Origin of the sequence: Brevibacillus choshinensis (assembly GCF_001420695.1) — a bacterium.
Lineage (GTDB): Bacteria > Bacillota > Bacilli > Brevibacillales > Brevibacillaceae > Brevibacillus > Brevibacillus choshinensis.
In genome coordinates, this window is record NZ_LJJB01000010.1 from 20393 (window position 1) to 34255 (window position 13863).

At 49.6% G+C, this 13863-nt stretch carries 13 protein-coding genes; 6 read left to right on the plus strand and 7 right to left on the minus strand.

Annotation, left to right across the window (positions count from 1 at the left end; genetic code table 11):
* Positions 1–20: 20 nt before the first annotated feature.
* From AN963_RS10490 to AN963_RS10495, 3 genes are all read left to right on the plus strand, one after another.
* A complete protein-coding gene (locus tag AN963_RS10490) occupies positions 21–1268 on the plus strand; it encodes an MFS transporter (RefSeq protein ID WP_055744556.1) in 1248 nt (415 codons plus the stop codon).
* Between the two features lie 158 nt (positions 1269–1426).
* Positions 1427–1561, plus strand: a complete 135-nt coding sequence (locus AN963_RS32265; RefSeq protein WP_269084394.1) for a hypothetical protein — start codon at positions 1427–1429, stop codon at positions 1559–1561.
* Positions 1562–1679: 118 nt separating this feature from the next.
* Positions 1680–3086, plus strand: a complete 1407-nt coding sequence (locus tag AN963_RS10495) for an HD domain-containing phosphohydrolase (RefSeq protein ID WP_055744557.1) — start codon at positions 1680–1682, stop codon at positions 3084–3086.
* An 87-nt stretch (positions 3087–3173) separates the two neighbouring features.
* Here the strand turns inward: AN963_RS10495 and AN963_RS10500 are convergent, their stop codons facing one another.
* Both AN963_RS10500 and AN963_RS10505 read right to left on the minus strand, forming a co-directional pair.
* A complete protein-coding gene (locus AN963_RS10500; protein WP_055744558.1) occupies positions 3174–3683 on the minus strand; it encodes a hypothetical protein in 510 nt (169 codons plus the stop codon).
* A gap of 21 nt (positions 3684–3704) precedes the next feature.
* Positions 3705–4784, minus strand: coding sequence for a M42 family metallopeptidase (locus AN963_RS10505; protein WP_055744559.1), 1080 nt, complete (start codon positions 4782–4784; stop codon positions 3705–3707).
* A 150-nt stretch (positions 4785–4934) separates the two neighbouring features.
* Here AN963_RS10505 and AN963_RS10510 point away from each other — a divergent pair, with 150 nt between their 5' ends.
* A complete protein-coding gene (locus AN963_RS10510; RefSeq protein ID WP_055744560.1) occupies positions 4935–5774 on the plus strand; it encodes a GNAT family N-acetyltransferase in 840 nt (279 codons plus the stop codon).
* 71 nt (positions 5775–5845) lie between these two features.
* Complete coding sequence (locus AN963_RS10515) at positions 5846–7147, plus strand: BaiN/RdsA family NAD(P)/FAD-dependent oxidoreductase (protein ID WP_055744561.1); 1302 nt, start codon at positions 5846–5848, stop codon at positions 7145–7147.
* A 241-nt stretch (positions 7148–7388) separates the two neighbouring features.
* Here AN963_RS10515 and AN963_RS31345 read toward each other — a convergent pair whose 3' ends face one another.
* Genes AN963_RS31345 through refZ form a run of 3 tightly spaced genes read right to left on the minus strand, consistent with a single transcriptional unit; the run spans position 7389 to position 10712 of the window.
* Entirely contained in the window at positions 7389–7586 is a 198-nt protein-coding gene (locus tag AN963_RS31345) for a hypothetical protein (RefSeq protein ID WP_055744562.1), read from the minus strand.
* A 7-nt stretch (positions 7587–7593) separates the two neighbouring features.
* A complete protein-coding gene (locus AN963_RS10525; RefSeq protein ID WP_055744563.1) occupies positions 7594–10062 on the minus strand; it encodes a septation ring formation regulator EzrA in 2469 nt (822 codons plus the stop codon).
* Between the two features lie 47 nt (positions 10063–10109).
* Positions 10110–10712, minus strand: a complete 603-nt coding sequence (gene refZ / locus AN963_RS10530; RefSeq protein ID WP_055744564.1) for a forespore capture DNA-binding protein RefZ — start codon at positions 10710–10712, stop codon at positions 10110–10112.
* A gap of 298 nt (positions 10713–11010) precedes the next feature.
* Here refZ and AN963_RS10535 point away from each other — a divergent pair, with 298 nt between their 5' ends.
* A complete protein-coding gene (locus tag AN963_RS10535) occupies positions 11011–11853 on the plus strand; it encodes an endonuclease/exonuclease/phosphatase family protein (RefSeq protein WP_055744565.1) in 843 nt (280 codons plus the stop codon).
* 30 nt (positions 11854–11883) lie between these two features.
* On the opposite strand, the gene AN963_RS10540 is transcribed toward AN963_RS10535, so the two are convergent.
* The gene (locus AN963_RS10540) at positions 11884–12786 is read right to left on the minus strand and encodes a hypothetical protein (protein WP_055744566.1); all 903 of its coding nucleotides are present in this window, start codon (positions 12784–12786) and stop codon (positions 11884–11886) included.
* Positions 12787–12862: 76 nt separating this feature from the next.
* Positions 12863–13858, minus strand: coding sequence for an MBL fold metallo-hydrolase (locus AN963_RS10545; RefSeq protein WP_055744567.1), 996 nt, complete (start codon positions 13856–13858; stop codon positions 12863–12865).
* Positions 13859–13863: the final 5 nt, after the last annotated feature.

The window sequence follows — 13863 nt, forward strand, 5'->3', positions numbered from 1 at the left end:
GAACAAAAGAGGAGACGATTATGGCAACCTCGACAGGTTCACTATGGCGCAACAAACCGTATCTATTGCTTTTGCTACTCGTTTTTTTCATGCACCTAGCCTCTTATCTGGTCATCCCTGTCTTTCCTATTTTTCTGGAAAAGGCGCGTACACTCTCACTCTCCCAAGTAGGGTTAGTGTTAGGAGCGGGCAGCATCACCTATCAGATCGGCAGCTTGCTTGGAGGTCCGATGTCCGACCGCTTCGGCAGGCGTAGCATCATCACGATTGGAGCCGTCCTACAAGGTAGTGCCATGCTGGGGTATCATTACGCTTTCACGTATTGGTTTTTTCTCTTGTTTTCGGGAGTCAATGGGCTTGGGCTCGGCTTGCTTGCCCCCACGATCAAAGCCATGATTGCTGATGAAGTCCATTCTGACCAACGAACGGCTGCTTTTTCGTGGCGTGGGATCCTCGCACATTCTGGCATAATCGTGGCAGGCATCGTCATCGCATGGATGACTTCGCTCGGACAACAGCCATTCTTACTGGCGGCACTCGTTTTTGGCTCACTGGCCGCGCTCACCCGATTCAGCCTGCCCGATGATCGCTGTGTCGGACCCGACTGTCAGCGAACACCGCTCTCGGAGTACAAGAATATCTTGACCCACCGCAGCTTTCTGTTGTTTTCCCTGATTACCCTGTTGATTTGGGCGCTCTACGCTCAATTCGCCCTAATCCTGCCACTCCGAGGTGAGCATGTACTCCATTCCGCCACGATGATAGGACTGATTTGGACGATTAATTCCATAAGCGTCGTATTGTTGCAGGGGGGGATTTCCCGCTTCGTCCTGCAACGGATTAATCCTTATCTGTCACTCGCTATTGGCACGACACTTCTGGGGACGGGGCTGACCGTGATGGGCTGGGCAGAGCAATTCCTTACGTTGAGTGGTGCCGCCATCTTGTTCGTTCTGGGAGAAATGCTATTTATGCCTGTACAAGACAGTCTTGTTACCCATTTCGCTAAAGAGGACTGGCTTGGTGCGTATTTCGGTTTCTCCAACTTTGTCTCAGGGATCGGAACAGCTATTGGTACAAGTCTCGGTGGACTTATGGTGGAAAAGCTGGGGGGTGTAGGCAGCCCAAATCCTTGGATCGCGTACGGTGTGATTACTTTGTTCGTTACAGCCATTCTCGGCTTGTTCGCCATTTACGCGATGGCACGCTACAAACAAGATGCTCAAAACAAATTGCCCGGTACGGGGAAAAAGGAGGGAGCCAGGTGAGAAAAGATGGACAAATACAACAGCCAAAAACAGGGGAGTCAAAGAGGTTGCCTTTGTCCTCCTTGTTGATTCATTTAGAGGATATGGCTAGCATACGTCATCAACCAAGACAGGCAAAATCCAGCTGGGATTCATAGCTGTCAGGAAAGGAGACTTCAATGAACAAGCAGAAACAGCAAGCTTCATCCTCTGATCAAAATGCCGAGCGAAATCGCCAACCAGATGAAGTAAAAAACGATGCACCTGGCTATGGCGATAAAAAACTGGAAGGTCCTAATCGCCCTTCCACCTAAAATGAGATCGGGAGTATTCGCCTTTGCGAGTGCTCCTTTTTTATCATCCATGCAAGGAACGTTTAATTTTCGACAATATTCGGATATTTTCTTGAACGTTATGTTGAGATCGCCTATTATGAAAGAACACAATACCAATATTCGGAAAGGACGTAGAGCCTTGCCTCTCAAATCAACGACCAAATCTCATCTCTATCCTTTATTCCTCGTGCTTCTACCCGTTATTTTTTCAGTGGTCGTTGTCATCGGGTATTCACAGGCGAAGCTGCTCTATTTTCAATCAGGCGTACACGCGATGGACAGGCAACTGAACACCGTAACGCAAATTCTTTCGCTTTTTAACAGTCAGGTGAAGGACGAAATCCTCAGCTATACGGAAGCCGAAAATCAAATCAGAGACATGATGGTAGGTCCCAAACAGCCTGATCAGACCCGTGACCGCTCTCAAGTCAAACTGACACTCGCCCAAGGTGATGAACTGTTCGCCTTCAACTCGCAAGGCTCCTTGACCGTACACAGCTCCCTCGAAGGGCAAAACATGTACAACCTTCCGGGTGAACGTTATTTGGTCAAGCAAACATTAAACGAAGGAAAAACAGTCAGTACATATCAGTGGACACAGCCTGGTGACTCCTCCAGCATCGAAAAAATTGCGGTCGTCCGCTACTTCCCTCAGTGGGACTGGTACATTTGTCTCGTCTCCCCCGAGGATGAATTTTACGAGCAATTCAGTAAGGTCAAAGTGTTCCTCATCATCCTTGTCGCTGTGAGCTACCTCATCGCTGCCATCTTGTTTACTCTCACGTACCGGAAGGAAAAAGCGCTACTCTCCTCCACCTTGCGCGGAGAACAGCTTGCCGAAGTCAATCAGAGTATCCTCAAATCGCTCGCAGTCGCATTGGAAGAACGCGATGCATATACGTCTGGTCACTCTCAGCGAGTGGCCTATTACATGCGCGTCATCGGAAAGCAAATGGAACTGGATGAGCGAACGCTCGACTTGATGTATACGGGCGGATTACTCCATGACATTGGCAAAATTGGCATCGAAGACAGCATCCTGCTCAAGCCGGGTAGACTGACAGAGGAAGAATTCCACAGCATCAAATCACATCCGGTTCGTGGCGAGGCCCTCCTCAGAAAGCTATATGCCCAAGTGGACAAAAAGGATGCTGCGAGTATTCGATCCATCCTGGCAATCACCCGTCACCATCATGAACGCTTTGATGGCAAAGGCTATCCCGATCAGCTCCAAGAGGATGACATCCCGATCATCGCCCGGGTAACGGCCGTAGCCGATTCCTTTGATGCCATGACCTCCTCTCGTGCGTACAGAAAAGGACTTTCGTTTTCCAAAGCTTGCGACGAGATCATTCGTAATTCTGGCACTCAGTTTTGCCCTAGAGTGGTAGACGCCTTTTTCAAGAGCATCACTGAGGAAACATTTCACTATGCTCATCAAATTTCGCGGGCTAATGAGCTGCTCGATCCACTCGTAGCCGAACAGCGCGTTTTTCCAGCCTAAAACGACGATTGATGAAAGAACTCCCTGCAAAACAAAAAGCCATGTACTCCAGGAAAGCGGAGCTGCATGGCTTTTTGCCTATTCTTGTTACGAAATCGGTACGAGCTTGTAGGGCAAGGAAAACGAATCGAGTCTGGCTAAAAACTTGTCAGTCGCTTGATCGTCAGGGGCAATCAGTTGCAAATAACGAGTGAAGTAAAACACGATCCGGTCCTCTTCCCCTTCTTTTAACCGATAGTGAGCCAGTGTCGCAATATCCTTGAGGTTGTAGAAATACTCGTAACGCTCCTCAGTCAACGGTGCGTGGAAAGTACGGCTGACCACAACTCCATTGCTCCGTGTTTCGCGACTGTTCTCTTTGTTCGCTCCCATAAAGCGGAGAAGCTCCCCTGCTCGCTTTGCTCCTATTTTTTCGGCAAGCATCCCATCATTGTACTCAATCTCTACATCACTCAAGCGTTCTTGGACGGACTCGAGCATCGCCATCAAGACTTTGCGCACAGCCAGGTTTTCCGTCGCAAACTGGTTGTCAAACACATTGAATTCAAAGGATGTGGCTTGTTCTAGACGCCTGGTATAAAAAGTGATCGCGTTCATAGCGCCACCTCCACTTCATTGTTATCGCGGCAGGATGGACTCCCATGTCTTACGGTCCAGCTTGCGGACTAGAGAGAACAAGAGACGTTTTGCCGCTTCGTAGTCTGCTGTATCGATGATCGATGCATGACTGTGAATGTATCGGGATGGAATACCAATCACAGCAGAGGGCACACCTTTTCCGTGGTTTTGAACGACACCTGCGTCCGTACCCCCTTTAGCTACATAGATCTGATACGGAATCTTTTCCTCTTCACAGGTAGAAATCAACAGCTCTCGGAGACCGACAGGCATGACGTACAACGGATCGTAAATGCGCATCAGAAGTCCGCCACCTAGTTTGCCTCCTTCTTCTCGAACGCCTGGAATATCACCAGCTGGGCTCGCATCTACGGCCAAGAAGAGATCAGGTTGAATCAAATCTGCTGCCGTTTTGGCTCCACGCGCTCCGGACAGCTCTTCTTGTACAGTTGCCCCGACATAGACGACATTAGGGTGCCCAGGGCGCTCATGCAGATCCTTTGCCAGCTCGACAGCCAGGCTGCATCCGTAGCGGTTATCCCAGGCCTTTGCCATGATGCGGCGAGGATTTGCCATCACTTGGAACGGACAAATCGGCAAAATCGGCTGACCTGGACGAATTCCCAGACGCTCTGCTTCGTCACGCGTATCCACTCCGATGTCGATGTACATGTTGCGGACATCCATAGGGCGATTGCGCTGATCATCACTGAGTACGTGCGGAGGAATGGAACTGATGACACCTTCGATTACACCTTGACTTGTTATAATCTGCACTCGTTGCGCCAAAAGCACTTGCCCCCACCATCCGCCGAGCGTTTGAAAGGAGATAAACCCTTTTTCCGAGATACGTGTGACCATAAAGCCCACTTCATCCATATGTCCCGCTACCATGATCCGCGGTCCCGTTTCATCCCCGCGCATGACACCAAACATGCTCCCGAGATTGTCATAGACCAGTTCACTTGTATACTTGCTTATGTATTCCCGCATGATATCGCGTACCGGACCTTCAAAGCCTGGTGCACCAGGTGCTTCGGTCAAACGTTTCCACAACTCGAGCTGAAACTCATTATCCATTCCAGTCGTGCCTCCTCTATGTACAGCCAATAATTTTCTACGTACTCTATTATCAGCGAGGGCGCAGAGGGATGCAACCGATCTGTAGCAGGAATACGCATTCGTTTCCCGAATGCTTTTACGTGTACACATTGTTTGGGAGGAAAAAACATGTCCATTACCTTTCGCAAATTAACCGAGCCTACTGAGCTGCAGCAAGTCGAAGCCTTAGAAGGCGACGTCTGGAATACGGAAGAAGTCATTCCCTATCATATGACCATTACGATCGCCAAATTTGGCGGTCTCTTTATGGGAGCTTTCGATGATGACAAGATGATTGGCTTTCTCTATAGTTTTCCTGGCTATACCCGCGGAGAGCCTCACCTCTGCTCACACATGCTCGGCTTTTTGCCTGCCTACCGCAAGCAAGGGCTGGGCGTGAAAATGAAGTGGCTACAGCGTGAGGAAGCATTGGCCATGGGGCATACGAAGATTACGTGGACGTACGATCCTCTAGAAACGGTAAACGGCATTCTCAATATCGTCAAACTAGGAGGAATCGTCCGCTCTTATCTTCCTGACTGCTATGGAGAGCTCGACGATGAATTCAACCGTGGACTTCCAACGGACCGCTTCCTCGTCGAATGGTTTCTAGAGAGTCATCGCGTAGAACGCCTTCACGATGGAAGTGTCCAAGTTCCTGATGAAGTGAAGGATGCTCCTGAGGTGCTCACCTACGAAATGATCGATGAACTACCACGCCCACTCGGCATGCGACTCGATCTGCAGGATCCCGTCTTGTCGCTCCCGGTCCCTGCCCATTTCCAGGAGGTCAAACGACGAGACATGGATACCGCAATAGCCTGGCGCAAAATGACAAGCGAGCTGTTTCAGTCTTACATGGAAAAGGGCTATACAGTGACGTACATCGTCCGTGATCAGGATGTCGTCCGTTACGTGCTCGACAAGCAGCCGCTCCCTGCGATCCTGAACGCCTCTTCCCGCGGGTAAGAGCGAAATGCCTGAGGCTTGTGGTACAATGGGTGTTGGCCTACCCTATATAAAAAGGACGAGAAAAATACATGCATAGATCTGAACACGATTTTGATGTCATTGTTATCGGCGGCGGTCCATCTGGATTGATGGCTGCTGTCGCTGCTTCCAGTCAGGGAGCGAGAGTCTGTCTGGTGGAAAAAGGCGGCAAGCTGGGACGGAAGCTGATTATCTCAGGTGGCGGTCGATGCAATGTGACCAATGCCAAGGAGCAGGATGAACTGATCAAGCAGATGCCGGGAAACGGACGCTTCATGTACAGCGCATTCGCTCAGTTTAGCAATCGGGAAATCATCCAGTTTTTCGAGGGGCTCGGGGTCGCACTGAAAGAAGAGGATCGCGGTCGTATGTTCCCTGTGACAGATAAAGCCGTCACGGTCGCCCAAGCTCTGATAGACAAATTAAAAAGACAAGGCGCGACCATTCGCTTAAACAGCGCAGTGAAGCAAGTCCTGTATGCAAATGGCCGCACGGTCGGAATCCAGCTGCAATCCGGTGAAGAACTGTCTGCTGCCTGTGTCATTATTGCCGTCGGTGGTTGTTCCGTACCACAGACTGGTTCCACCGGTGATGGATACACATGGGCCAAAGATGCCGGACATACGATTACCGACCTGTATCCGACGGAAGTACCACTGGTGGCAAACGATTCGTTCATCCACGATAAATCGTTGCAGGGACTTTCTCTGCGCGATGTGGAAATGACACTGTACGCCCCGAACGGGAAAAAGGTCAACACACAGGAAGGTGACATGATCTTTACCCATCAGGGCTTGTCCGGTCCCTCCTCTCTGCGAATGGGTCATTATGTCTCCATTACGCAGCGCAAGCACGGGTCCGTTCCGCTTTCCCTTACGCTTGATCTCATGCCTAGCAAGTCCACAGAAGAAATTACAGCGGAAAGCTGGAGCCTTTTGGAGGAGCAGCCGAAGAAAGCAGTGAAAAACGTCCTGAAAGGATATTTGCCAGAACGGATCATTCCGCTCTTGCTCTCGCTCTCTTCCATTCCTGAGGATACGACGCTCAGCCACATGCGCAAACAGGAATGGGCAGGCTTGGCGAAATTCATTAAGGCATTCCCGCTGACGATCACAGGAACACTCTCCTTGCAGGAAGCGTTCATCACTGGCGGTGGGGTCAGCGTAAAAGAAATTGATCCGCGCACGATGCAATCCAAATGTATGGATGGCCTCTACTTTGCCGGAGAAGTGATGGACGTGCACGCACACACGGGCGGTTACAATATTACGATCGCCTTTTCCTCCGGACATGTCGCAGGAACACACAGCGCCCTCGAAGCGCTGGAAAAATATTCTGCAAATGAGGTTTAAGTAGGGCCAGAACGGGGAAGCTAAAGAGAAGGTACTCTTTTTGGAAAAGAGTGATCAGCATCTTACTCCCCCCTAGTTGTAAGATGCTGGTTATCACACCTTTACTCCCTTTATCTTCCCTATATGGAGCGTCGCCTCGGTGAGCGACGCTTCTTTTTTTTTTGCTCCATGGGGCCATTCTCATAAACGAAAAAACACCCAATGCGATCCGCACGGGTGTCTCGTTCTTGCTCTCTTTTCATCATCCTACCGCTTGGTACAAATAGGCAAAGCCAGCCATTATAAAAGCGAAGCCAAGCAAGTAAAAGGTGTTTGCGCGTTGCTTGACCCGCTTTTCATCTCCTTTGAAATGGGCCGTCATACGGGACTTCCAGCGTTTCGTTCGAGGCTGGATCATCACTATGACGCCGATCAGGAGAAGAAACAGAGGAAAATTCAAAGACGTCTCACCCCTTTTTCTTCCTCCGCAGCAACCAGCGCGTCTCCGTTTCCTCTGGAGCCCCTTCGACTACCAGACGCGCCTCTTCTGCTAACTGATAGGCTTCCGCGAAAGCCAGCTGTCTAAACGACTGCTCTGCTTTTGTCAGTAAATCGTTCACTTGACGGTTTTGTCTACGATAGCGGTTGGTGTACTGAATAGCTCCTTCCGCCAACTGGCACGTCGAGATAATCCGTTCTGCCATCCGCTCCGTCTCGCCTACTAATTCGTTGGCGTCCTGGATGAGAATCGAAACCTCCTCCAGATCGTAGCGATATTGCTCCATCATCGCCTTGATTCGTGCTAACGTCTGCACCACTTCTTCAAACAAATACTTCAAATGATCAGGAATACCTGGTAGATAGCTTCTCTTGATTTGCTGGCGAACCCGTACCAGTGTCCCAGAGATTCGCTCTAGTTCATCGAGTGCATCATCCTCTGTCTCGATGACCAAGTACGGTGACTCGACCTCTGAATTCCCTTCTTCCCACTCTGCTGGACGCTTGGGAATGACCAACTCGTACTCTTCTTCACCATCGAGTTCTGGTTCCACTGTCTTTTGCTGAGTCGTAGGAGCGGGAGCTTGGCGTGGGGAGGACGGGAATGGGATCGCTTTTGCATTCAGCAACACGTCACGCTCTGCCTTGCTTACTTCCGCAGCAGAGACTTCTGCCGTTTGTGGATATACTGTTTCATATTCTTCATCTGCCTCATAGTCGTAGGCCTTCCCAGTCTCTTTGTCTGAACGAGCAGGCTGGTAGACTGGGGCCGGTTCCGCTTGTTCTGCATGCTGATCTTCATGCTGATCTTCATGCTGATCTTCGATGATAGCCTGTAGCTGGTCATGCTCTACAGAAAGCACCTCTGACTGGAAGGCCTCGTCAGCATCCCCATCCCTGTTTTCTTTTGGCTGTTCGACCAAATGTACGTCGGCAGGCTTGGCTTGCGCTGCTGCCGCTTCTCTTTGCGCCAGCACCGCTTCTTCCAAGCTCTGATAAGTGGCGTCCATCAATACCTCAAACGCTTTTTGATGGGTCTGAACCATTTCCAGACTGCCTTCTTCCAGGGCGCTTTTTGACGCCGCCAGCAGTTGCTTGGCTTGCATCAAAGCATTTTCCAGCGTATCCTGCTCCAACTGGAAGCCATCGCGAACAACCTGATCAATGCCTTCTTCGAGCTGTTTAAATTCCTCTGGCAGTTCCTTCTTAATGCGCTGGACCATCGCTGGGATCTGCTCCATCGATTTGTTCACGTTCTCCAGCAGCTGCTGCGCTTTCATTGTCGTTTCATAGGCCTGTACATCATCTCCAGCGGCACGCGAGGTTTTGACCAGCTTGCGCATCGTTTCGACTTCATCCAGTGTCGACTTTAGCTCATGAAACGAAAGTCCGTACTCCAGCCGCAAGTCAGATAGACGTCGTTCTACTTGCTCAACCAGCTTACCGATTTCCGGGATGACGACCTTGTTTTCCTGTTTGGTTACCGCCACTTTGGACGTGTCTGTTTTCAGTTCCGCCAATTCCTGCTCGATTTCGGTGATCGCCGCTCTGGCTTCATCCAGCATACCGAGCGCCAACGTAAAGCGGAAGCGATCGCATGCTTCCTCCGCATCGAGAATCATCATTTCCACATCGGGAATACGGATGCGCAGGAGATTTTCTTTTTTATCAGCGAGATGATGGTACCGAACCTCTGTCATGCCACTGGAGCGGCGCAATGGTTTTTCTACTTCGATGACATTGATTTTTTCTACCAGCTCTTCTTTCCAGTCTTCCACATCATCTACTTGTGCAAAAATGGACCGGCGACGCATCATGGCATAAATCAGACCGACGGAAAGTCCTGCAAAGACCACCCCAATCAAGTAAATCCACCATGGCACGCTAGCAAGACCTGATCCTTCCTTTTCTTTCGTTTGGGCATCAGGCTGATCAGTTGTGGCCGCGGTCGTTGCACCTTGGTTTGTTTTGATTCTATCCAGTTCAGAATTGACTTCTGTGATCAGTGTCTGGATTCCGGTCAAATATTGCTTCTGATTGCGAAACGGGTCGTAGTAGGAAGTAATTTTATCGTGGAGCATCTCGAGATTCGCACCTTTGGACTGCAAGGAAGGACCCGCGTATACTCCTAATTGCTCCGTATCCATATCGAGGACAACCATCAAGGCATCATCGGCCAGATTGTAATTATCAAACAGCTTCTGTGCGTAAATATCGGGAGACTCCGCTTCAGGAGATGTGCTCTCTACCACAACGACTTTGTAGCTGCCTGGATTCTCTTTGAGGGCATTAGCGAATTTCGTTCGATCTTCTTTTTTCAAATAGTTGTCAGCGTCCTGCACGACTTCATCTGATTTATCTGGAAACGGCGTGGCAAAAGCCGGATTCGCATATAGTAACATGCCTGCCAGACAGAGCATGAATAATGAACGTTTCACTTGTCATACAACCCCTTAGCGTATGTATTCATGGGAGAGGGTATTGCTTATGCATCTAGCAAGCATGCCCGCAGATAGCGCATGATGGAGGCTTGCAGCCATAAGGCGAACTCCTCAGAGTACGGTTCCAGATCATAGACCTGGCGAACCATTTGAGCTTGCAAAAATGGATACGTCATTTGACTGATAACAGCCAAGACGATTTTGTCCGCAGATACGGATTGAAATTCTTCTGATGCAATGCCTATGTCAATGACTCGGGACAATCCATGCTTCCAACGGCTGATGTAGAGGGTCAACACTTCCCTCGCCAGCATGGACTCTACACTCAATTCTCGCTGGATCAGCCTAGTGATCGGAGCGTGCTCGCACTGAAAACGCAAATAGAGCCCGATAATCTGTTCGAGTCGTTCGTATGGTGGTGCATTTTTATATTCGATTTCCTGCTCTTCTACCAGCCGGAATAACGTATCAAAATAAGAGGCAATCAAGGTTTCCAGTACGCCCTGCTTCCCCTGAAAGTGATAGGAGATGAGTGCGGAGTTCACCTGAGCCTCCTCGGCAATATGTCGAACCGATGTACCTTTGTAGCCATGTATGTCAAATAGCTTAGCCGCTGCTGACAGGATGCGCATCTTCGTCTGATCCATTGCCTAGTCCCTCCTGTATTGGTGCATCACCAAAGGCCAGTCAGGTTTCTCATCCATTGTACTGATGATTCGACGTAAAAAGATAGTCTAGTTTGTTAGTTCGACAAAGTTTTCCAGTATTCCTCCTACGACTGGACGAGCTATGATAAAAAAACCACTATCTAGGCTGGTTCATGGAGGAGCGACCGCGTTTAAGCGGAAAGTTTATTCGCTCCAGAATTCATAAGCATTCGCGCTTATGAATTCCTGCACGATAAAAAAAGCTCCCTATTTATGTCGACGTCGCAAAGGAGGTACCATGAGAAAAAAATGGCTACCACTCACCTTGTGTCTCACCCTGTTTACCTTTCCGACAGGAGGAGCGATCATCCGGAATATTGCCCCATCCTCCGAGTCTCTGTCAAGTAATTACGAGCATCCACTGTCCGTCGTTACGTATAACATTCGGGGATGTCGTACGGATTCGGGAAATGCCGATCCCGAGTTCGTCATTGCTGCACTCCATTCTCTCCATGCAGATGTCATTGCCCTACAAGAAGTGGATAACAACCTACCACGCTCCCAGTTTGTGAATCAGGTCGAAGCGATCGCGAAAGGACTTGAGATGAACTACGCCTACGGACCATCCATTGATTTTGTGATCGGAACATATGGCAATGCCGTGCTCAGCAAGTACCCCATTCAACATGCCGAACTAAAGAAACTCCCTGCTGACTGGGAGCCAAGAAGTATGTTGGATGTAACGATTGACTGGAATGGCGAACCGCTTCATGTCCTGGTTTCACATTTAGGCGTAAAAAAGTCAGAACATAGAGATCAAATTGAATCATTGCACGCTTATTTGCAAGAAAAGTCGTACAAGTACAGCATACTGCTCGGTGATTTCAACATGCTCCCCACCGATCCATTACTCGATACCTTGCGAGGTGTGTACCGCGATCCTGCACACGAACAGAAGCATGCACTTCGCACCCTAAAACATACGCGTACCCCTAAAGAGATCGATCGCATTTTCCTATCACCTGAGCTAGCCTTCATCGATGCTTCTGCACCTGCCATCGGGCCTTCTGATCATTTTCCAGTTCAGATGAGGCTGAAGAAACTGGTCTTTCCCAGCAAAGAGGCGATCTCCTCCAACTGATGTCGGACAAAGACCGCCTCTGGGTACAGTTTATTTGGCTGATTGACGTTCTTCCGGATTGGGAAGCGGCTTGACTTTCCCGTAATTTTGCAGGTACGTTTCCACTTGGGAATGCTCGCGAACACGGTGCCCATTCAAATCATATTGTGATTGGATGGACATGTTGATAGTAGCCGGGAGCATACTCGTCTTGTTGTAGTAGACCGTGTACTCCGCATTTACGTCCATTTGATCCACGATCTCTTTGACATTCGGCGCAGCCTGGGATTGGATCCGCGGACCTTTGTGGCCTGTCGAGCTCTTTTTCCAATCCCCATCAGACAAAGCCATCGCTAATTTCAGCCTTGGTTTGTAAGAAGCGGTAGACGTAGACTGAATCTGGGAGCCCGAGGACTGCTCGCTCATTTGAGTCACCAGCCAGCTTTTCAACTTCTTAGGATCGAGCGTGACTCTTACTGCTTCTAAGTCATCATTTGGATCCTCATCTGGCAGAGGAAGCACGTTCTTTTTCATTTCCGCCATCTGTTGAAACGCGTAAGCTGGATCCCAGTTATTCATTTCCTGCTGAAAGGCTGCCTGTGTATGGGTGACACTCTTCCAATTTGGATCGCTGCCCTGCTTGGCATACAGCTTTTCTCCCTGATGCAAAAGGCTAAGATTGTTTACCCGATTTTCGTCTGGCATAGACAGCTTCACATTCATATAGACGGCGTCTTTATCTTTTCGTCCAGAAAAGTTTACGACGTTGCCATTTGCACTGTTTTCCGTGAGTAACTTGGTAAGACCGTGAAATTCGTAAGCATCTTGTGTAGTGAAATGATCGCTTACCTGATCAAACGTCGAACCCGCGTTTTGCTTTACCCCCATTTGATTGCAGCCGCCCAAGGCTGAGCATAAAAGGGTCACGAGACAAATCATCCAACCTTTGCGCATAATTACCCCTCCTTCACGCTACTCTGGCAAAGCTCATCCCTCATAGCGTTTCCGGGGGAGAAAAAGGTTATTCTCGCTATACGGAGTAGTAGAGCACACCTTCCTGTTCTCGCACATCCACTTGATGCAAGATCGTCAGCAAATCAATGTGCCCCAATGTTTCCGAGATGGTAAGCGGCAGTTCTTTTTCATACAGAGTTGGAAAGAGCAGAGCCGTCAGTTCGTAGGCTGTCTTTTCTCCGTCTCCGAGCAGTCGACGAAGCGTATCTGTCCGTTCCCAGTTTTTTCGCAATCGGGCGAGGATCAGCTCTCGATGGTCCAGTACTGGTTCCCCATGTCCTGACAACACCTGCTCAATGTCCATATCCGCACACATTTGCAGAGCTGTTCGATACTGCACCAACGTCAAAGGGCGCACGCTACTACGGTCGCGTGGAGGCTCGATAAAGGCGTTGGAGGAGATCCGCTTGATGATATGGTCCCCTCCGATCATCACGCGGTCAGAAGCGCGGTATAAAGACAAATGGCTCTGGCTGTGGCCGGGGGTATACATGACTTGCCACTGCGACAAGTGTGGAACAGTCTGTTCGTGCTTCAGATGTACATCAATACGACTCGTTTCCGAAAATGTTTTCATAAGTTGGTGAAATCGTTGAATGATGTACATTTTCTCTTGAGGTACACCGCTCTGCTTGTACAGGTCCGTAAAAAACCGGTCATGAAAGTCCATGAATTCCTCGTCGAGCTCGATATACGGAGCCGCCAGTGGATGAGCCAGTGTCTTTGCCCCAGAGATTTGTCTGACCCGCTCCAACAGTCCGCAATGGTCAACATGATGGTGAGTGAGCACGATTTGCTCAATCTGCTCAATACTCATTCCGATCGAGCTTAGTCCGTTTGTAAGAGCCTGCCACGCCTCTTCGGTGAGTGGTCCTACGTCGATCAGCGTCAGCTTCTCGCCTTTTACAAGGTACACATTGACAGGACCTACGTTAAATGGAGTCGGTAGCTCCAACCGAAACACATCTGGTGCCATTTCTTGCGCGATTCCTCGCTGAACGTGTGGTGTCATCTGAT